The organism is Micromonospora sp. A202, from assembly GCF_006715105.1.
In the GTDB taxonomy this organism is placed as follows: Bacteria; Actinomycetota; Actinomycetes; order Mycobacteriales; family Micromonosporaceae; genus Micromonospora; species Micromonospora zamorensis.
Map to the genome: position 1 here is coordinate 3,647,344 of NZ_VFMP01000001.1, position 20,247 is coordinate 3,667,590.

At 70.7% G+C, this 20,247-nt stretch carries 17 protein-coding genes; 10 read left to right on the forward strand and 7 right to left on the reverse strand.

Annotated features, from left to right (window positions below; genetic code table 11):
• Positions 1-12: 12 nt before the first annotated feature.
• From FBZ33_RS17010 to FBZ33_RS17025, 4 genes are read right to left on the reverse strand one after another with little or no spacing between them, the layout of a single operon-like run.
• A complete protein-coding gene (locus FBZ33_RS17010) occupies positions 13-516 on the reverse strand; it encodes a hypothetical protein (RefSeq protein WP_255508912.1) in 504 nt (167 codons plus the stop codon).
• Positions 513-1,973 carry a HAMP domain-containing sensor histidine kinase gene (locus FBZ33_RS17015; RefSeq protein WP_141909817.1) on the reverse strand — a complete coding sequence of 487 codons (1,461 nt, stop codon included), beginning with the start codon at positions 1,971-1,973 and terminating at the stop codon, positions 513-515. Before FBZ33_RS17015 ends, FBZ33_RS17010 begins: the two co-directional genes overlap by 4 nt.
• Entirely contained in the window at positions 1,970-2,665 is a 696-nt protein-coding gene (locus FBZ33_RS17020) for a response regulator transcription factor (RefSeq protein ID WP_141909818.1), read from the reverse strand. The genes FBZ33_RS17015 and FBZ33_RS17020 overlap by 4 nt, the downstream gene beginning before the upstream one ends.
• 16 nt (positions 2,666-2,681) lie before the next feature.
• Entirely contained in the window at positions 2,682-3,656 is a 975-nt protein-coding gene (locus FBZ33_RS17025) for a phosphatase PAP2 family protein (protein WP_141909819.1), read from the reverse strand.
• A gap of 268 nt (positions 3,657-3,924) precedes the next feature.
• Here FBZ33_RS17025 and FBZ33_RS17030 point away from each other — a divergent pair, with 268 nt between their 5' ends.
• Positions 3,925-4,431 (forward strand): winged helix-turn-helix domain-containing protein, encoded by a 507-nt coding sequence (locus FBZ33_RS17030; RefSeq protein ID WP_141909820.1) that lies wholly within the window; start codon positions 3,925-3,927, stop codon positions 4,429-4,431.
• Positions 4,432-4,473: 42 nt separating this feature from the next.
• Here the strand turns inward: FBZ33_RS17030 and FBZ33_RS17035 are convergent, their stop codons facing one another.
• Both FBZ33_RS17035 and FBZ33_RS17040 read right to left on the reverse strand, forming a co-directional pair.
• Complete coding sequence (locus tag FBZ33_RS17035; protein WP_141909821.1) at positions 4,474-5,574, reverse strand: low specificity L-threonine aldolase; 1,101 nt, start codon at positions 5,572-5,574, stop codon at positions 4,474-4,476.
• Between the two features lie 148 nt (positions 5,575-5,722).
• The gene (locus FBZ33_RS17040) at positions 5,723-10,096 is read right to left on the reverse strand and encodes a S8 family serine peptidase (protein WP_255508913.1); all 4,374 of its coding nucleotides are present in this window, start codon (positions 10,094-10,096) and stop codon (positions 5,723-5,725) included.
• A 237-nt stretch (positions 10,097-10,333) separates the two neighbouring features.
• Here FBZ33_RS17040 and FBZ33_RS17045 point away from each other — a divergent pair, with 237 nt between their 5' ends.
• Positions 10,334-10,909 carry a winged helix-turn-helix domain-containing protein gene (locus FBZ33_RS17045; protein WP_141909823.1) on the forward strand — a complete coding sequence of 192 codons (576 nt, stop codon included), beginning with the start codon at positions 10,334-10,336 and terminating at the stop codon, positions 10,907-10,909.
• 40 nt (positions 10,910-10,949) lie between these two features.
• Here the strand turns inward: FBZ33_RS17045 and FBZ33_RS17050 are convergent, their stop codons facing one another.
• On the reverse strand, positions 10,950-11,840 hold the full coding sequence (locus FBZ33_RS17050) for a diiron oxygenase (protein WP_141909824.1): 891 nt from the start codon (positions 11,838-11,840) through the stop codon (positions 10,950-10,952).
• Positions 11,841-11,888: 48 nt separating this feature from the next.
• Here FBZ33_RS17050 and FBZ33_RS17055 point away from each other — a divergent pair, with 48 nt between their 5' ends.
• The 8 genes from FBZ33_RS17055 to FBZ33_RS17090 all read left to right on the forward strand — a co-directional run bounded on the left by FBZ33_RS17055 (position 11,889) and on the right by FBZ33_RS17090 (position 20,247).
• On the forward strand, positions 11,889-12,617 hold the full coding sequence (locus FBZ33_RS17055; RefSeq protein WP_141909825.1) for a TetR family transcriptional regulator: 729 nt from the start codon (positions 11,889-11,891) through the stop codon (positions 12,615-12,617).
• The gene (locus FBZ33_RS17060; protein WP_099854441.1) at positions 12,614-12,913 is read left to right on the forward strand and encodes a DUF4873 domain-containing protein; all 300 of its coding nucleotides are present in this window, start codon (positions 12,614-12,616) and stop codon (positions 12,911-12,913) included. The genes FBZ33_RS17055 and FBZ33_RS17060 overlap by 4 nt, the downstream gene beginning before the upstream one ends.
• Positions 12,914-14,407 carry an NAD(P)/FAD-dependent oxidoreductase gene (locus FBZ33_RS17065; RefSeq protein WP_141909826.1) on the forward strand — a complete coding sequence of 498 codons (1,494 nt, stop codon included), beginning with the start codon at positions 12,914-12,916 and terminating at the stop codon, positions 14,405-14,407.
• Positions 14,397-15,269, forward strand: a complete 873-nt coding sequence (locus FBZ33_RS17070; protein ID WP_141909827.1) for an SDR family oxidoreductase — start codon at positions 14,397-14,399, stop codon at positions 15,267-15,269. Before FBZ33_RS17065 ends, FBZ33_RS17070 begins: the two co-directional genes overlap by 11 nt.
• Positions 15,266-16,126: an alpha/beta fold hydrolase gene (locus FBZ33_RS17075; RefSeq protein ID WP_141909828.1), complete on the forward strand. Its 861-nt coding sequence runs from the start codon at positions 15,266-15,268 to the stop codon at positions 16,124-16,126. Before FBZ33_RS17070 ends, FBZ33_RS17075 begins: the two co-directional genes overlap by 4 nt.
• Before the next feature lie 41 nt (positions 16,127-16,167).
• Positions 16,168-16,788, forward strand: coding sequence for a TetR family transcriptional regulator (locus tag FBZ33_RS17080; RefSeq protein ID WP_141909829.1), 621 nt, complete (start codon positions 16,168-16,170; stop codon positions 16,786-16,788).
• A 73-nt stretch (positions 16,789-16,861) separates the two neighbouring features.
• The gene (locus tag FBZ33_RS17085; RefSeq protein WP_141909830.1) at positions 16,862-18,442 is read left to right on the forward strand and encodes an MDR family MFS transporter; all 1,581 of its coding nucleotides are present in this window, start codon (positions 16,862-16,864) and stop codon (positions 18,440-18,442) included.
• A 245-nt stretch (positions 18,443-18,687) separates the two neighbouring features.
• Positions 18,688-20,247 (forward strand): OFA family MFS transporter, encoded by a 1,560-nt coding sequence (locus FBZ33_RS17090; RefSeq protein ID WP_141912742.1) that lies wholly within the window; start codon positions 18,688-18,690, stop codon positions 20,245-20,247.

Here is a 20,247-nt window from a genome sequence, read left to right on the forward strand (position 1 = left end):
GGCCGTGCCCGCTCACCTGATCGGGCACGGCCGGGGCGGTCGGGCGCCGTCGGACCCGACGATGGTGACCGGGGCGGAGCTGTCCGCGAAACCGTCCTGCTGGGCGGCGTCGACGACAGTGCAGATGATCTGGTCGGCCGCGTCGGCCGACAGCGTACGCACGGCGGTGGTCGTGCGGACCGTGAGACCACCGGCCGGATCGGCCCCCGACGTCACAGTGACCGGGTCGAGCCCGGCCGGAACGTCGCTGGTGAAACCCTGGCGGCGCTCGTTCTCCTCCGGACCGGCGGCGAGCAGGGTGAGCGTGTCGGCGGGCGACGAGGCCACCTTCACCGGGCGCAGGACGAGCACGAGTTCGCCCCGCGCGAGCAGGTAGAGCCCCGTGCCCTGGGCCGGGCCGCTGACCGCCGGGCGACCCCTGATGACCTCGCTGGGCCGTACCCCACAACCAGGCGTGAGCAGCGCGAGCAGCAGTCCACCGGCGAGCAGCGCGCGGCCCGTCCGCCGGCCGTTCACCGGGCACCTCCGGTGTCCGCCGTGCCCCGGGGCAGGCGAAGCGTGAACACCGCGCCTCCGCTGGGGCCGTTGGCCGCGACGAGACTCCCCCGCCGCTCGCCGTGGCGGTGCAGGCGGGCGTTCTCCCAGGAGATGGCGAGGCCGAGGCCGCTTCCCTCGGAGCGGGTCCGCGCGGTGTCGGCCTTGTAGAAGCGGTCGAAGACGTGCGGCAGCACCTCCGGGTCCAGCCCCGGCCCCTCGTCGGTCACCTCGATCGTGATCCAGTCCCGGTCGGCGTCCAGGCGTACGGACACCGGCTCGGCACCGTGCCGGAAGGCGTTGCCGACCAGGTTGGCGACGATGACGTCGAGCCGACGGGGATCGATTCGGGCCACCACTCCGGGTGGCAGCTCGGTGCGCACCCGGTCCAGCCAGCCCCGGATCCGCAGGGTCGCGGTCACCGCCGCGGCCACGTCCACGTCGTCCAGGGCGAGCCGAGCGGTGCCGGAGTCGAACCTGCTGACCTCGATGAGGTCGTTGACCAGCTGGGTGAGGTTCTGCGTCTCCTGGCTGACCAGCCGGGCGGCCCGCCCCGCGTCGCCGGGCAGGTGGTCTGCCTCCTCGTCCAGCACGTCGGTGACCGCCGTCATCGCGGCCAACGGCGTACGGAGCTCGTGCGAGACGTCGGCCACGAATCGGCGGGCGTCGGACTCCATCCGCCGCAGCTCACCGACCTGCCGCTCCAGCGTGCCCGCGGTGTCGTTGAAGGTCCGCGCCACGTCCGCCAGCTCGTCGGCGCCCCGAACCGTCAGGCGGGTGCTCAGATCGCCCTCACCGAGGCGGCGCGCCGCCCGGCCGAGGTCGCGGACGGGTCGCAGCACGCCGCGGGCGGACAGCAGGGCCAGCAGGACGGCGAGGATCAGGGACAGCCCGCCGGTCATCCACGCCCGGTTGGCGAGGCGGTCGATGCTCCGCTGCTCGGGCGCGAGGTTGCGCACCGAGTAGACCTCCAGCCCGGAGGCCCGGGACGTGCCGTCGGGCCGGTCGAGTTCCAACTGGGTGCCGATGAGCAGCCAGGGCTGCCCGTCGAGCGAGACACGTTGCCAGGCGATCCGGCCGTCGCCGACCTCCTGCCGCAGCTCGGGGGTGAGCGGGTCGGCGAATTCGGAGCCGCCCCGCGACCGCATGTCCCGGTAGACGACCACCGCGAAGCCCTCCCGGTCGGAGAGGCGCTGGGCCAACAGGTCCAGATCGCCCTGGGTCGGCGGAAGCTGGGCGATCGGGTAGACCTTGGTGATCTGGTCGGTCAGTGACATCACCGCGGCGTCCTGCGCCTGTTGGAGGATGACGGTCCGGGCCTGGAAGTAGCCTCCGCTGGCCACGACCGCCGTCGTGGTGACGCCCAGCAACGCGAACGCCAGGAGCAGCCGGACCCGCAGGCCCGAGACCCGGGCGCCGACCCAGCGCCACGGTGTCACAGCGGCCCGAACCGGTATCCGAAGCCGCGCACGGTCTGGATGAAGACCGGTGCCGACGAGTCGGCCTCGATCTTGGCGCGTACCCGCTGGACGCAGGCGTCCACGAGCCGCGAGTCACCGAGATAGCCGTGTTCCCACACCGCCTCCAGCAGTTGCTGGCGGCTGAGCACCTGACCTGGGGTGTCTGAGAGCTCCAGGAGCAGGCGCAGCTCCGTCGGGGCGAGGCTGACCGGCACCCCGTCCCTGCTGACCACCAGCGCGGCCCGGTCGATGGTCAGCGCGCCGTGCTGTTCCAGGCCGCCCCGCTCGCCACCGGCACGCCGCGACTCGCCACCGGTCCGCCGGAGCACCGCGCGGATGCGTGCCTCCAGCACCCGGGCCTGCACGGGCTTGACCACGTAGTCGTCGGCGCCGGCCTCCAGGCCCGCCACCACGTCCATGTCGTCGTTGCGGGCGGTCAGCATGATGATCGGCAGGTCGCCGAGCTGCCGGATCCGGCGGCAGACCTCGAAGCCGTCCATGCCGGGCAGCATGAGATCGAGGACGACCACGTCGGCCGAGGTGGTGCGCAGCCGCTCCAGGCCCTGCTCCCCCGTCCCCACGGCGTGCACCGTGTGGCCCTGTCGCGTGAGCGCCAGCTGAAGCCCGTCGCGCACCGTCTGGTGGTCTTCGATCAGCAGGACCTGGGACATGTCGTCAAGTATCCCATCATGAGATCTTTTGGGGTTCGGCCACCGGTTGCGGTGGCCCGCCACGGCGCGCGGAGAGCGGGGCCGCGAAATCGGCCGAACGCACCAGGAACACCACCGAACCCACCAGGAACATCGTGGACGCGCCGGCCGCCACGATGGCGACGAGCGCCCCGCGCTGCACCGACGCGGCCAGGCCTGGCACGACGACCACCAGTGCCCAGACCAGCGCGAGCGCCGCCTCGGCCAACCGGCGCAACAGACCGCCACCGTCGGGCTCGCCGACCCTGTCCTGGTCGCCACGCCAACCGGCCAGCGAGGCCGCGGCCAGGCAGAACAGCGCCACACCCAGCAGTACGCCGCCGAGCGCGTCACTGAACCGGTGCCAGCCCGCGATCATCGTGGCCGCCGCGATCACCGAGACACCTGCCGCGCTCGGCACCACGAGCCAGCGTCGGGCCCACCCGGGCAGGACCAGCATGAACGCCAGCAGCAGTGTCGTCGCCGCCGCGACGTGGCCGCTGGGGAAGCTGTTGTGGGTGGTCGAACTCTCGATCTGCAGGTCCGGGCGGGGCAACGCCGACTTCACCGCACCGGCCACCACCACCGCGCAGAGGACCATGCCCACGCCGACGATGCCCGCCACCAGCCGGCGGCGGAGCACACCCACCAGCAGCATCGCGCCGAGCAGGGCAGCGAGCAGTGTCGGGCTGCCGAACGTGGCCAGCACGGTCTTGGCCGGACCCACCAGGACGGTCTGCTGCTCGTACCCCCCGCCCCGCTCCGCCCTCGGCAGGAGCACTCCGTCCAGCCACTGACCGGGGTACGTCCGCACGAAGACGGTGGCGGTGAGGGTCAGGGCGAGCAGACAGCACAGCGCCACCGCGAGCAGCCGGAGACCGAGAGGCGCCGCCACGTGGGCGTGCGGCAGCGGTCGCGCCGGCTGCGGACCGGGCGTCGACCGCCCGACGGGGTACGACGATCCGATGGACATGCCGACCATGCTCGCCCGGGCAGGTCCGTACGCCGTACTCGAATTGTCTTGGTTCTGTCACAACCGCCCCCGGCGCTTCCGGAAAGCGGATCGTCGGCGGTAGGGCCGGGTGGGCCCGGACGAGGCAGCGGGATTCACGTGCCTATATGCAACGATGTTTTACCCAGCCGAGATCAGCCACCACTAGGGTCAGGACGCTGATCGATGTCTGGTCGACGGTGCAGGACATCCATCCGGAGTGAGTTGGGGAACCGGAAGGGGTTGGGGAATGCAGGAAATTCCAGTCGCCAGCCTGGTCATCGGCATCGCGTCCTCGCCTGCCGAACGCCGACACCTGGCTCGGCTGCTCGGCGGCAGTGACGCCTTTCTGATCGTCTCGAACGTCGACCAGGCAAGAGAGTTCCTCGGGGTGATCGAGGCACCTCCGGTCGCGGCCCCGCAGGCCGTCGCCGTGCTCGCCGAGGTGGCGCCGAGCCCGCAGTCGCCGCCACCGGATCTGGCCGTCGACTCCGACCGTCGGGTGCTGCGGTGGCGCGACCAGGAGATCGACCTGACCCGGTTGGAGCACGACGTCCTGCTCTGCCTGGTGCACGCGCCCGGGCAGATCTGGACCTACGAGCGTCTGCACCTCGAGGTCTGGGGCAACCGGCACCTCGGCCGCAACTCCGACATGCACTCGGTGGTCCGCCGGGTGCGCGGCAAACTCGCGCGACTCAACGCCGCGACGACGATCCACTCGGTACGCGGGGTCGGCTTCCGCCTCGCCCCGATCTAGGACGTCGGCGGCCTGCGGGCCCCTCGTTCACCGGCGGGAGGGTCAGCGGTCCTGGACGCGGCCGAGGAAGCGTGCGCCGATCTCGGTGACGTCCTCGGTGGTCCAGTCGAGAGCGGGATCGGCGACGGTGATCTCGGTCATCGCCATGCCGGGCACGTCCGTCTCCTGCCAGCCGGCGGCGAACCACACCTTTTCGTCCTCCGCGAGCGCCAGCGCGGCGTCATCGAGCGCCTGCGCCGGATGCGGCAGGAACAGGCGGAATCTCTGAGTGTGCGGAGGCTCCGGGTACACCAACGCGCCGGGCAGGGCGGCGAGCGCCGTGGCGACGGTCCGTGCGTGTCGCACGTACTCGGGGATGCGGGGCAACTCCCGTTCGAGACCGGCGAGCGCGCTCAGCGCGGCCGGCCACTGCTGGAACACCTGACCGCCGTAGCGGTGCCGCCAGACGCGGGCGTAGGAGGCGAGCTGCTCGGTGCCCGCGAGCGCCGCGCCGCTGAGACCGCCGATCGTCTTGTAGAACGAGACGTAGGTGCTGTCGGCGAGGTCGGCGATCTCGCTGAGGGTGTGCGCCAGATACGGGGTGGATTCCCACAGTCGGGCGCCGTCGAGGTGGAGGCGGGCGCCGATGGAGTCCGCGGCGGCGGACGCGGCGGCGAGTTCGTCCCAGGTGGGGAGGACGAAGCCGGCGTCGCGCAGCGGGAGTTCGATGACGACGCTGCTCACGGGGTCGGCGAGCGCGCTGATCTCCGCGGCGGTGGGGTTTCGGGGTTCGGTGGTCGGCCAGGTGCTGCGCAGCCCGCTCAGGTTGGCGTAGGCATGCCGTTCGTGCACCTCCAGGTGGCCGAGCGGGTGCAGAGCCACCGTCGGGTGTCCGCTGTGCTCGGCGCCGTAGCGCAGCGCGACCTGCTGTGCCATCGTGCCGGTCGGGAAGAAGACGGCGGCCTCGGTGCCCAACAGCTCCGCCACACGTTCCTCCAGCGTGGTGACCGGGCCGTCGCCGTAGAAGTCGGGCTGGCCATCCAGGTCGCCGCCCGCGGCCAGGTCGGCGAGCCGCTCCCGCATGGTCGCGGGCCGGCTGCCGGAAAGGATTCGGTCGCAGGCGCGCTGGGCGGCCAGCCGACGCTGCCGTGTGTTGTGGGACATCGGCGGATCTTCGCACTTCAGCGCGCGAGGGCCAATCAGTTTGCCGACGGCAGGCGAGCGGTGTCGTCCCGCGACGACCCTCCGGACGCCGTCCGGCCCGCCTGGTCGGTGACCAGGCGGGCCGGAGGTGTGCGCTACCGCTCAGGCGTCAGCACTTGATGGGCGCCAACCCGAAGTTCTCCACCGTGGGAGCGGCGGTGGCGATCTTCGTCTGACGGGTCTGGGGCTTCCAGCCGTCCTTGGCGACGATCATGGTGAGCGGGTTGTTGCGGCGGTCCATCCAGTAGGCGTACCTGCCCTCGGCATCGGTGGCGAAGGTGTACGACGCCGCCCACGAGTCGACCTGGACGACCGCGCCGGTGAGCGGCGAGGTCGCACCCTGGCAGCTGGTGCCGGTGACCGTACCCATGAGCTTGCCCCAGGTCTTCGGGGGGTTCGCGGTCATGGTCACCGCGACCGGTGCCACCGAGTACGGGGTGTTCTCCGAGATCCCGACCGAGCCGGAGTAGGTGCCCGGCTGGTCCACGTTCGCCGTCATTCCGACGGTGACAGTGACCTTCGCGCCCGGCGCGAGGGTGGCCGACGACTTGTCGATGGTCATCCAGCTGACGTCGGCCGCCGACTCGGCGCACCCCTCGAAGCCCGGGAGCACCTCACTGTTGGCGGCCGCGTTGAAGCTGCCGGACGAACCGCCGACCTTGTAGAAGCCGCACGCCGCACCACCGCGGTAGCGGGCCGTGTTGGCGTTCGGCAGGTTGGACCACGAGCCGACGGCCGGGTCGAAGGCGAAGCCGGCGTTGCTGATGGCCCCACCCTGCGAGCCGCCGACGACGAGCAGCTTGCCGTTGGCGACGGCGTAGGAGCTGGCCCAGTTGTCGGCCGGCGCGTCGGCGATCGCCGTCCAGGTGTTGGCACCCGGGTCGAAGGCGTAGCTGGACTTCTGCGACGCGGATCCGTCGTTGCCGCCGGTGCAGTAGAGGATGCCGTCGATCCCGCCGCAGGAGGCGAAGGCCACCGACTTCGGGTAGTTGGCCATCGTCTCCCACGTGTTCCCGGCCGGGTCGTACCGGACGACGCTGTTCGACATCGGCAGGCACTCCGCGGTGGTGCAGCCGCCGACGGCGTACAGCTTGCCGTCGACGACGGCCTGACCGGCCGCGGCCCGTGGCGCCGGGTTGTCGGCCAACTCCGTCCAGGTGTTGGCCCCCGGGTCGTACGACCAGGTGGCGGAGTCCGGGCCGGCGTCGCCCCAGCCACCGGTAGCGATGATCTTCCCGTCCGCGACACCCACGGTCAGGGCGTTGCGGGCACCCGGAAGGTCGGCGATCGCCGTCCAGGCCTGGGCGGCCGGGTCGTAGGCATAGGCCTTCGCGGTGGAGGCGCTACCGTCGCCACCACCGAGCGAGTACACCTTGCCGTCCAGGTGCACCACCCGGTTGTCCATGATCGCGGACGGGTAGTTGGCGATGTCGGTCCACGGTGCCGCGTTCGGGCCGACCCCGGCGACGGCGGCCTTGGCGAACTTGCCGGACGCCTTGGCGGCGAACGACGTCGGGGCGTTGAGTCGCTGCTCCGGCGCGCCACTGGCCCCGAGCACCTGTTGCCTGGTGACAGTGGACCCGTCCGCGCGGAGGAGTTCGAACCCGTTGTCCCGCTCGCTGAACTTCACCTCGACCGGCGCGCCGCCGGTGTTGGTCACCGTGAACGTCTTGCTGGCCTTGCCGTTGGGCATCTGGAGCGTCGCGCTCAACTGCGTCGGCGTCACCGACAGTCGACCGGCCGCGAGCTGGAAGTTCGCCACTGTCGCCCAGTCGGCCTCGACGTCGACCTGCTTGGTCTGGCTGACGTAGTTGCCGGCGCTGGCGGTGAACGGGTGCGTGCCGGTCACCGTCGAGTAGATCCAGTAGAAGCCGTCGGCCAGCCCCGGGTCGTCCGGGGTCGCCACGGTGACGGCCTTCTCGGCGGGCCGGTCCTTGCTGGTGACGGTAGCGCCGTTGACGTAGCTGTTGTCGTTCTTGTCGCGGACGTTACCGACGACCAGACCGCCGTCGACCGGCACGCAGGTGACCTGGCTGCCGATCAGCACGTTGTCGACCTCCCACCACCACTCGTACGAGGCGTCGTAGTAGCGGAACCGCACCTGCACCTGCGCCTGGCCGGCCGCCTGCGGGATCGGGATCTCGGTCACCTTCGGTCCCCGGACGTCGGTCTCCTGCCGGAGCAGGTTGGTCCAGGTGGTGCCACCGTCGATGCTCAGATCGACGTCGGCGGTGTCGTCGGCCAGCTGGTTGAAGTCCTGGTTGAACCGGACGACCGGGGCCGTCACACCGGTCAGGTCGACCACCGGGCTGACCAGCGAGGTGTCCTGGCTGCTGCCCGCGCCGTACGCGTCGCTGTCGATCATCGCGAAGTTGCCGGTGCCGCCGGTCAGGTTGCCCCGGTCGCCGTCGTCGGTGAACTTCCAGACCTGACCGCTGCCCGCGTTGTCCACGACGGTCCAGCCGGCCGGCGTGGTCGTGCCGTCGAAGGTCTCGTACTCACCGTCCGAGCCGAACGTGTATCCGGGGGCGGTGGTGCAGGTGGTGGTGTCCACAGGAACGGCGACGTTGGCGGTGACGTTGCCGGAACCGACCACGACCTCCTTGGTGACGGTCTGGTAGCCCGGGTACTGCGACTCGTACTTCAGGGTGTACGTCTGCCCGGCCGGCAGCGAGATGCTGTAACGGCCGTTCGACGGGGTGGTGTAGTCGTAGACGCCGGACACACCCGTGACGGTCACCTTCGCGTACAACGGCCAACCGTGGCCGGAGCCGTCGGTGACCGCGCCGGTGACGTTGACACTCGGCACCGGCGTCAACGCGACGGTGAGCGTCGTGGTCGCGCCCTTGGTGACCGTCGCCGGCTTCGTGGTGCTGGCGTAGCCGAAGGCCGCCACGGCGACCTGGTAGTCACCGGTGGGCAGCTGGGTCGAGAACTTGCCGTCCGCGCCGGTGGTGAGCTCACGGGCGCTCGGGCCGGTGAGGGTGAGGGTCGCGCCGGCGATCGGGGCGCCGGTGGCCGCGTCGGTGACCGTGCCGGCCAGGGTGCCGATGTCGCCGGTCGGAGCGGCGTTGAGCAACGCGAGTGCGTCGAGCCGGCCCTCTCCGTAGACGTTGTTGTCGGCTGCGGTGCCACCGCACTGGTCGTCGGCCTTGTCGACGGCCGCGCCGTTGAGCAGCGCACGGGTCGCGTCGACGTCACCGATGAGCGACGGGGCCGCCGAGTACAGCAGCGCGATCGCGCCCGCGAGGTGCGGCGCGGCCATCGAGGTGCCGCTGATGCTGCCGTAGGAGTTGCCGGGAATGCTCGACCGGACGTTCACGCCGGGGGCCGAGATGTTGGGCTTGATCTCGCCGTTCTGCCCGGTGCCCCGGGCGGAGAAGCCGGCGATGTTGTTGTTGACGTCGTACGCGCCGGTCGAGTAGTTGCTGGCGAGGCTGCCCGGCGAGCCGCTGGTCTGGCATGCCGGTCCGCTGTTGCCGTTGGACCAGACACCGAAGATCCCGGACGCGGTCCAGGCGTTGGTCACGTCCTCCATGAAGGGCTCGTTGGACGGGTCCCGGGTGCCCCAGGAGTTGTTGATGACGTTCGGTCGCTTGCTCGCGTCCGCGTTCTGGCCGTTGAGGTCCAGCGGTTCGAGCATCCACTGACCGGATTCGATCAGAGCGGCGTCGCTGGGGCAGCAACCGTTCGCCGAGATCCACCTGACCCCGGGGGCGACACCGACCTGGTTCGCGCCGTCGGAGCCGGCCATGGTGCCCATCGTGTGCGTACCGTGGCCGTCGTCGTCGCAGGGGGCGGTCGCGCAGGTGCCGGCGGCGTCGAACCAGTTGTAGTTGTGGTCGAACGTCCCGTCGCCGTTGTTGCCGCGGTAGGAGTTCACCAGCGCCGGGTGGTCGAACTGGACGCCGCTGTCGATGCTCGCGATGGTGATGCCCTCGCCCTTGACGCCGTACTGGGACCAGACGTCGTCGGCGTTGATGTTGGCGACGCCCCACTCGAGGGCGTTCACGGTCTTCTCGTCGGTGCCCTTGGTGGTCTCGGGCACCTTGTAGGCAACCGGGGCGTAGAGGCCCTCGACCTCCGAGTGGCCGGCGAACCTCTGCGCCATCGCGAGCGAGCCGCTGCTCACCTTGATCGCGTTGGTGGCCCAGAAGGTCTGGTACTTCGCGCCCGAGCTGTCGAGGTCGGCCCGAATCTTGCCCTGGCTCGCCGCGGCGGTCTTGCGCAGAGCGTCCGCAACAGCGGTGCCACGCTTCGACCAGTCCTTGATGGCGCTGGCCTTGCTGAGGTCCGCCCGGTCCTTGAACCGGATCCAGAAGTCCCCTTCACTCTTGGCCTGGAGCTGCCTGGCGAGCTCCGGTCGGATCTTGTCGCCGGTCGGGGCGCCCGCCCCCATCCCGCCGCCCGGCGCGGCCTGCGCGCCCGAGCCCATGGTGGCCAAGCATGTCGCGGCGAGGATCGTCGCCGCCCCGGCGCTCACCAGTGATCTGGCTGCGCGCCGCCATTGTGGACGTCTGAACATCGGTGCTGCCTCCCTCAGAACGACCCAGGGTGAAAATGGGCCATGGTGGACCTCCCCCATGCACCGCGCGGGTCACGCCGGTTGCCCGAGTGGACACTATGATCGAGAAGAAAGGACGATCAAGAACTTGCCGTGAGCAACTTGTCGCTAAGAGTTGCCCTGCTGGCGGCGCGCTTGCCAATCATTGTCAGGACCATGACGAGAGTTGGGCAGGGATGCCCATCGATCCCGGGCGGTGCTGTGGCCGAGGACGACGAGGCAACGTTGAACAGGGGTGATCCGGCCGACGAGCCGTTCCCGCTGCTGATCGCGGTGACCTCGTCGCCGGCCGAGCGCATCCGGCTCGCGGAGCGCCTCGACGGCATCGCGCCACTGCTGCTGGTGGCCGACCTCGACGAGCTACGCCGGCTGATCGCCGCCCCGCAGCAGGTGGCCGCCGCCGCGTCCGAGCCGCCGCCGGTCGCCGCCCTGGTGATCGACTCGTCCCGCTCAAGCGCCCGTTGCGGTGATCGCGAAATCGATCTCACCCGCCTGGAACACGACCTGTTGACCTGCCTGATCACCGAGCCGGCCCGGGTCTGGAGCTACGCGGAGTTGCACCGGTCGGTCTGGGGTGACGAGGGGCGCGAACGCAAGGCGGACGTGCAGTCACTCGTGAAGCGGCTGCGCCGCAAGCTGCACGACCTCGGCACCGGGGCCACCATCGACGTCGTTCGAGGGGTGGGGCTCCGGCTGACCGACCACCAGCAGGCGCGGGTCGAACGGGCCTGACGGCACGAACGCCCCTGCCGCTCCACCGGGCGGTAACGGGTCAGATCAGCCCGGCCCGCGCCCACAGCAGACGCCCCGGCCCGGCCACCAGGCCGACGCTCGCCAGGTTGGCGTGCACCCGCTCCGCCGACCAGCGCAGGGTGGCACGCCAGTGCGGGTTGGCGCGGGCAGCGGCACGACCGACCGCCGGTGGAATGCCCACCGCCGCGTACGCGTCGGGGTGGACCAGGCGGTTGGCGATCGTGTAGGCGGCGCGACCAACCAACAGCCGGGCGTACGCCATGCCCGCCGGGCCGGTGGCCGCGACGGCGGCTGCCAGTTCCTCACGGGCGAACCGGACGTGTCGCGCCTCCTCGACCACGTGGATGCGGGAGACCATCCGGATGAGCGGCTGGAGCGACTCGTCCGCCATGATCTCGCGCTGGAACGCGTCGAGGATCTCCTCCGCGATGAGGATCGCGGCGTACATCCGGGGGCCGCTGGCGGTGGCCTTGAGGAAGCGCCCGAGGTGGTGGTCGACAGTGCTCGCGCGGTAGACCGGACAACCCATCGCCTCGATCAGCCGGCCGAACATGATGGAGTGCCGGCACTCGTCGGCGACCTCGGTCAACGCGTACTGGGCCTGCCGACTGGTCGGGTCGGCGCGGTAGTACTCCCGGATCAGCATCTGCATGAGGATCGTCTCGAACCACAGCCCGGCGCTGGCTGCGCTGGCCACCTCGTGCTTGGTGAGCTCGACGCGCTGTTCCTCGCTGAGCTGCTCCCACAGTGGCGTGCCGTAGAGGCTGCTGCGCTGCGGCGGGAGCCAGTAGGCGCCGGGGGTGTGCGGGGCGTCCCAGTCGATTTCGACTGTGGGGTCGTAGCTGGTCCGCAGTGAGGACGTGAGTAGTCGCTCGGCGACCGCCGCACGCCCGGTTTCCGCCGCCTCCATGGCTCCTCCATATTGACGTGACGACCGGTAACTGTTACGAGTAGTAGCATGCAATCGCGGCTCACTGATGTCAATGCATCCGACCCGCCGGTCACGCCCCCCGAGGGCGGTCCGAAGGCGAAGGGCAACGGCCGCCGGGACCGCTGGGCAGACCATCGTGAGCAACGACGGCAGGAGCTGGTCGGGGCTGCCGTGCAGGCGCTGCTGCGGCACGGGCCGGAGGTCGACATGGAACAGGTGGCCGCCACGGCAGGCGTCAGCAAACCGGTCCTGTACCGCTACTTCGCCGACAAGTCGCAGCTCTGGGTCGCGGTCAGCGAGGTGGTGGCGGCCCGGGTCGTCGACGCCATCGCGCCCGCCGTCGAACAGGTCCGCGAGGAACGTGGCCTGGTCGAGGCGACGATCGACGCGTACCTCGGGGTGATCGAGTCACAGCCCACGCTCTACCGGTTCCTGATGCACCAGTCCGGCGACCCCGGCATCCACCAGGTGATCGCCGGCACCAGCCGGCAGGTGGCCGCCGGGCTCGCCCGGGTGATCGGCGACCGGCTCCGCACGCTGGGCCTAGACGCCGGTCCCGCCGAGCCCTGGGCGTACGGCCTGGTGGGTTTCGTGCAGGCGGTCGGCGACTGGTGGACCACGCACGGCCAGCCGATCAGTCGGGCCGCCCTCACGGACTACCTGACCGCTCTGCTGTGGAGCGGCATCGAGGGAGTACGGGCCAGTGCCGACCTGCCGCACGAGCTCACCCGCGCCCACGAGCGGATCGTGCCGTGAGCTACCACGGCCCGGCGGGTGTCGAGGGCACCTCGGTCCGGGTGCACCTCAGCGGGCGCTGGGAGCCGGTCGACGGCCGCTTCCACTGGGGTGGGCGGATCGAGCCCGAGCCACGGGTGGCCCACCTGCTGCGCTCCGGCAGACGCGACGTCGAGTTGCGCATCGCCGACCGGGTCCGGGCCGCCCGACTGGCCGAGGTCGACCCGTGGGGCGGCGTACGGATCACCGGCGTGGGCGATCCGCCCTGGCCGCCCGTGGCCGACCCGACTTCCGCGTCCGAGCTCACGGAGGGGTGAATGGAGACAGACGTTGCCATCATCGGCGCCGGCTTCGGTGGCCTGGGCGCCGCCATCCGCCTCCAGCGGGCCGGCTTCACCGACTTTCTCGTCTTCGACCGGGGTGGGGACGTCGGTGGCACCTGGCGTGACAACACCTACCCGGGCTGCGCCTGCGACGTCCCGTCGCACCTCTACTCGTTCTCCTTCGCCCCCAACCCCCGCTGGTCGAACACGTTCTCCGGCCAGCCGGAGATCTGGGACTACCTGCGCGGCTGCGTCGACCGCTTCGGGATCCGCCCGAGGTTGCGGTTGCGCCACGAGGTGCACGAGGCGAGGTGGGACGACCAGCGCCAACGCTGGCTGCTGCGGACCTCCGGCGGCGACCACAGCGCCCGCGTCCTGATCTGTGCCGCCGGCCCGCTCAGCGACCCGGCCATCCCCGACCTGCCCGGGATCGACGGGTTCGCCGGCACGGTGTTCCACTCCGCCCGTTGGCGGCACGACCACGACCTGACCGGCCGGCGCGTCGCGGTGATCGGCACCGGCGCCTCGGCCGTCCAGTTCGTGCCACAGATCCAGCCGACGGTCGAGAAGCTGACGCTCTTCCAGCGCACCCCCGCGTGGATCATGCCGAGGTTGTCGCGCCGGATCAGCGGTGTCGAGCAGGCCGCGTTCCGCACCGTGCCCGGCGCGCAACGGGCCGCCCGGGCAGGGCTCTATCTGGTACGCGAGGGCATGGGCCTGGGCTTCCTGCACCCGGCGGTCAACCGCTTCGCCTCGCGCCTGTCCCTGCGTACGCTGCAGCGTCAGGTCTCCGACCCGCACCTGCGGGACAAGCTCACTCCCCGCTACGCGATGGGCTGCAAGCGGGTGCTGATCTCCAACGACTACTGGCCGTCGCTCACCCGACCGAACGTCGACGTGGTCACCGCCGGCATCGCTCGGATCGTGCCGGACGGCCTCGTCACCGACGACGACGTCCACCACCCGGCGGACACGATCATCTTCGGCACCGGCTTCCACGTCACCGACTCCCCCGTCGTCCGGCGCATCCACGGTCGGGGCGGGCGCAGCCTGGCAGATGCGTGGACCCCCAGCATGCACGCGTACCGGGGCACGACCATCGCCGGCTTCCCCAACCTGTTCTTCCTGCTCGGCCCGAACACCGGGCTCGGGCACACCTCCGTGGTGCTGATGATCGAGGCACAGCTGCACCTGGTGCTCGCGGCACTGCGTCACATGCGGGCCAAGGGCATCGGGGCCATCGAGCCCACCGGTGACGCGCAACGGCGCTGGACCGAGCGGGTCGATCAGAAGATGACCGGCACCGTGTGGGAGACCGGCTGTCAGAGCTGGTATCTCGACAGCACCGGCCGCAACACCACCATCTGGCCGGGCTTCGCCACCAGCTTCCGGATGCGGCTGCGCCGGTTCCGCCCGGCCGACTACCAGGTCGCCACGGCCGGGACCACCCCCAACGACACGGAACGGGAGCACGCCGATGCGGTATGACCTGGCGGGCAGGACAGTGCTCATCACCGGCGCGGCGCGCGGCATCGGGGCGCAGATGGCCCGCGAGGCGGTCGCGCGGGGCGCCCAGGTCGCCGTCGTTGGTCTGGAGGGCGAGCTGCTCAAGCAGCTCGGTGCCGACCTCGACGCGCACTGGTACGAGTGTGACGTCACCGACCAGGCTGCGTTGGACGCGGCGGTCGCCTCCACTGTCGACCGCTTCGGTGGCATCGACGTTGTCGTGGCCAACGCGGGCATCGCGAACCTCGGCACCGTCGCCGTGGGACCGGTCGACGCGCTGGTCCGTACCGTCGAGGTGAACCTCTGCGGCGCGATCCGCACGGTCAGCGCGGCGCTGCCGCACGTCACCGCCGCCCGTGGCCACGTCCTGATCATCTCGTCGGCCGCCGCTTTCACGGCGATGCCCGGAATGGCCGCCTACTGCGCGTCCAAGGCGGGTGTGGAGCAGTTCGCCAACGTGCTGCGCCTGGAGACCCGCTCACGCGGCGTCACCGTCGGCACGGCGCATCCGATCTGGATCGACACCGACCTGGTCCGCGACATCCGTGACGACCTGGCGTCCTTCCGCGCCACGCTGCGCCGGTTGCCGTGGCCGCTGTCCACCGTCGTGCCGGTCGAGCAGTGCGTCGAGGCCCTGCTCCGCGGCATCGAGCGCCGCAAACGCAAGGTGTACGTGCCACGGTCGCTCGCCATGGTGCAGGCGCTGCGGCCGGTGGTGCTGAGCGGCCTATCGGACACGTTGATCACCCGCTTCGGTGGCCAGACCATGGTCGGCCAGATGGAAGACGAGGTACGCCAGCTCGGGCGTTCCTTCGGCAGAACGTCGGTGGGAGGGCAGTCATGAGCATTCATTTCCGACGTGCGGGCAGCGGCGAGCCCCTCCTGCTCATCCACGGCATCGGTCACCGTCACCAGGCATGGGAGCCGGTGTTCGAGCGGCTCACCGCCCACCACGAGGTGATCGCGCTCGACCTGCCCGGATTCGGGAACTCTCCGGTGCCGGGCACCGGCATGCCCGCCGATATGGCTGCCACCGTGGCCGGGGTCCTGCCGGTCCTGACCGAGTGGGGGCTGGAGCGTCCGCACGTCGCCGGATACAGCCTCGGTGGGGCGATCGCCCTGGAGCTTGCGGCGACGGGGGCGGCCGCCTCGGCCACCGCCTTCTCCCCCGCCGGCTTCTTCACCCCGGCGGAGCGCCGACGAGCGCTGGCCATCCTCCGGATGCTGCGGGCCAACTCGTACCTGCCCACCCCGATCATGCGCGTCGCGCTGCGCTCGGCGTACCTGCGGGCGTTGTGCTTCGCGCCGCTGATGGCCCGCCCGACCCTGCTGGACGTCGAGCGCGCGCTGGGTGACGCGCTCGCCCTGCGACGTGGGCTCGGCTTCAACGCCGTGGCCCGAGCCGCCCGCGACTATCGCTTCGACTGCCTTCGGCTGTCCGACCCGACGGTGCCGGTGACCATCGGCTGGGGCGACCGCGATCGGATCTTCGGCGTCCACCAGGCCGAGCGCGCCCGGGCGGGCCTGCCGGCGGCACGGGTGGTGACGCTGCCCAGGTGCGGGCACGTCCCGATGAGCGACGACCCGGACCTGGTCGCCGGGCTCATCCTGGAGACCACCGGCGCCGTGCCGCGTACCGAGCGACCGATCCGTCCGGCTCCGGCCAGCATCGCGAGTCAGGAAAATCACTTCACACTCTAAAAACTTGCAGGCTGTGCAAGTTCGCTCCTAATCTCGCTCGCGTGACCGACACCGACCAAGCCGCGCCCGGGCGTCGCGACCGCAAGAAGGCGCAGACGCGGGCCGCGCTGACCGCCGCCGCGCTGCGGCTGGTCGCCGAACGCGGCCTGGAGCACGTGACGGTGGAGGAGATCAGCGAGGCCGCGGACGTGTCCTCGCGGACCTTCTTCAACTACTTCACCTGCAAGGACGAGGCACTCACCGACGATCCGGCGCTCGACGGCAACCCGGTCGTGGCGCGTCTGGCGGCCGCCCCTGCGCAGGTGCCGACGTTGCAGGCCGTCCGGCTGGCCCTCGACGAGGCGATCGACACGATCCAGGCCGATCGGGAGTTGTGGCGGCTGCGGCTGGCGGTCATCACCCAGAACCCCGCGCTGCTGCCCCGGCTGGTGTCCGGCAACATCGCGACGGAGCGAGCCATGGTCTCGGTCATCGCCACCCGCCTCGGCGTAGGTGCTGACCACGGCCTCCCGCCGCTCATCACCGCTGTCACCAGTGCTGCCTTCCACACCGCGATGCTGCGCTGGTCCGCCGGCGACGACACCCGCCCCCTGCGCGACTTCGTCGACGAGGCGTTCGCCGCCATCGCCGCCGGGCTGCCGGATCCGCCGTCCCCCTCCTGACCCGCCACTGCCCGCCCCGCCGCACCAGCTGCGGGGCCAGTCACCCCGCCACAAACCCGCCGAGGGAGCGTCAATGACCACCACCGTCCCGCCCGCCGACACCGCCGAGGTCGGCACGCGCATGTCGCGTCGGGAGGTTCTCCAGGCCCTTTCCGGCCTGATGGTCGGCATGTTCGTGTCCATCCTCGCCTCCACGGTGGTGGCGAACGCGCTGCCGCGGATCATCGCGGACCTGAACGGCAGCCAGACCGTCTACACGTGGATCGTCACCAGCGAACTGCTCGCCATGACGGCGACGGTGCCGCTGTGGGGCAAGATGGCCGACCTGTACAGCAAGAAGCTGCTGATCCAACTCTCGCTGGGCCTGTTCGTGGTGGGTTCGCTCATCGCGGGCTTCACGCCGAACGTCGAGGTGCTGCTGCTCAGCCGTGTCGTCCAGGGCATCGGCGCCGGCGGCATGACGGCGCTGGCCACGATCGTCATGGCGGCGATGATCCCGCCCCGCGAGCTGGGCCGCTACGCCGGCATCTTCGGCGCGGTCTTCGGTGTGGGCACCATCGCCGGCCCGCTGATCGGTGGCCTGCTCGTCGACACGTCGTGGCTGGGCTGGCGGTGGTGCTTCCTGATCGGCGTCCCGTTCAGCATCATCTCCATCGCCCTGCTCCAGCGCACCCTGCACCTGCCGGTCATCCGCCGCAAGGCAAAGATCGACTGGCTGGGCGCCCTGCTCATCACCTCTGGTGTCTCCACGCTGCTGATCTGGTCGTCCCTGGCTGGGAACAAGTTCGAGTGGGCCTCCGGCTGGACGGCCCTGATGGTCGTCGGTGGCCTGGTTCTGCTGGCGCTGGCCGTGCTCGTCGAATCGCGCGCCGCCGAGCCGATCGTCCCGCTGGGCATCTTCCGTAACCGCACGGTCTCCCTGGCCACGATCGCCAGCGTGCTGGTCGGTGTCGCGCTGTTCGGCGGCACCGTCTTCCTGTCCCAGTACTTCCAGATCTCGCTGGGCAAGTCGCCCACCGTCGCGGGCCTGATGAGCCTCCCGATGATCTTCGGCCTGCTCGTCTCGTCGACGGTCGCCGGACAGCTCATCACCAAGTACGGCCGGTGGAAGGCATACCTGGTGGCCGGCGCCGCGGTGATGAGCGTCGGGATGCTGCTCCTGGGCACCATCGACGCCAGCACCAGCCTCATCGTGCTGTCGATCTACATGGCCGTGCTGGGCATCGGCGTCGGCATGCTCATGCAGAACCTCGTGCTGGCCGCGCAGAACGACGTACCGGCCCACGAGCTCGGCGTCACCACCTCCGTGCTGACGTTCTTCCGCAGCATGGGTGGCGCCATCGGGGTCAGTGCCCTCGGCGCGGTCCTGGCGAACCGGGTGGCCTCGCTGACCGCCGAGCGGCTCGGCCCGGCGGCGACGGCCGGCGGTGGCTCCGCCGAGGTGCCCGACCTGTCCACCCTGCCCGAGCCGGTGCTGCGCATCGTGCAGGACGTGTACGGCATCGCCACCGCGGATCTCTTCCTGGTCGGCGCGCCGTTCGCGCTGCTCGCGCTGGTCGTCGTGCTGTTCATCAGGGAGAAGCCGCTGCACACCCTCAGCGGGGAGGAACGACGCGTCCAGGAGGAGGCGGCCGCGAAGGCCGCGATCCACTGAGCCGTACGACAGCAGTCGGGGGCGGGCCGGTGGGCCCGCCCCCGTTCGTGCCCCCTGCCGCCGCGTTTTTCGGTAATGACATGGTGTGAACCGGCTGCCACGTAACGTGAGGTCAGGCCGGTAATCGGCTGACGCCAGACGTGCGCCGGGCCGCCACTGCGGCGGCGCCGCTCGGCCAACTGCCGGGTCGGGACAGCTCGGCAACGTCGCGGCCTACTCAGCCGCAGGAGGTGTGGACGATGCCCATGCTGTCGGTCTTCGATCCCCGGCACACTGTCGCTCCCCCGGGATACAGCCGCTGGCTCATCCCGACCGCGGCACTGGCGGTGCACGTCTGCATCGGCCAGGTCTACGCGACGAGTGTCTACAAGAACTCCCTCATCGCGCACTTCGACACCAGTCAGACGGCGATCGGCGCGATCTTCAGTATCGCCATCGTCATGCTGGGTTCGTCCGCGGCGGTGGGTGGCCGTTGGGTGGAGCGCAACGGGCCGCGCCGGGCCATGTTCGTCTCGGCGTGCTTCTGGGCCGTCGGGTTCCTGGTCGGCGCGCTCGGCATCGCGACCCAGCAGCTGTGGCTGCTCTACCTCGGGTACGGCGTCATCGGCGGCATCGGGCTCGGAATCGGTTACATCTCGCCCGTCTCGACCCTGATCAAGTGGTTCCCGGACCGCCCCGGCCTGGCCACCGGTCTGGCCATCATGGGGTTCGGCGGTGGTGCCCTGGTCGCCGGCCCGCTCGCGCGCCAACTGCTCTCCCTCTACGACTCCGGCTACAACCCCGACAACCCGGCCGCCGTGGCATCGGGCAGTGCCCTCGTGGCGCTCTTCGTCACGTTCGGCATCGGGTATTTCGTGATCATGATGTTCGGCCCGTTCAACGTCCGGGTTCCGGCGCCGGACTGGCGGCCCGCCGGGTTCGACCCCGCGACAGTGGCCGCCCGACCTCTGGTGACGACGGCGAGCGTGTCGGCGTCGAACGCCGTGCGTACCCGGTCGTTCTGGTTGCTGTGGATCGTGCTGTTCTGCAACGTCACCGCGGGCATCGGCATCCTGGAGCAGGCAAGCCCGATGATCCAGGACTTCTTCCGGGACAACGGGACCGCCACCACTGTCTCGGTGTCGGCTGCGGCCGGTTTCGTGGGAGTGCTGTCGCTGTTCAACATGGCTGGGCGGTTCGTCTGGTCGACGACGTCCGACCTCATCGGCCGCAAGCCCATCTACATGATCTACCTCGGCGTCGGCATGGTGCTGTACGTGCTGCTCGCCGTGGCCGGCCACTCCGCGACCGCGGTCTTCGTGCTGATCGCCGCCGCGATCATCTCCTTCTACGGCGGTGGCTTCGCCACCATGCCCGCCTACCTGCGTGACCTGTTCGGCACCTTCCAGGTCGGGGCCATCCACGGCCGAATCCTGACCGCCTGGTCGGCCGCAGGTGTCGCCGGCCCGCTGATCGTCAACGGGATCCTCGACACGCAGGGCAAGCCCGGCACCCTCACCGCAGCGGCGTACCGGCCCGCGCTGTTCACCATGGTCGGCATCCTCGCCATCGGGTTCATCGCGAACCTGCTGGTGCGTTCCGTGCCCGAGCGGTTCCACGAACCGGACCGAGGGCCGACCTCGCCCGTGGCGAAGGCGAGTGTCACCGAGCCGGTCGCTCTCGGGCGGGAAAGCCAGCCTCCCGCGCCGCCGCGGGTCGGCAGCCAGACCGGGCGGCTCTGGTTGTCGTGGCTGCTGGTTGCGGTGCTGCTCGGCTACGGCATCGTCCAGACCGCCATCACCGCCGCGAAGCTGTTCACCGGCTGA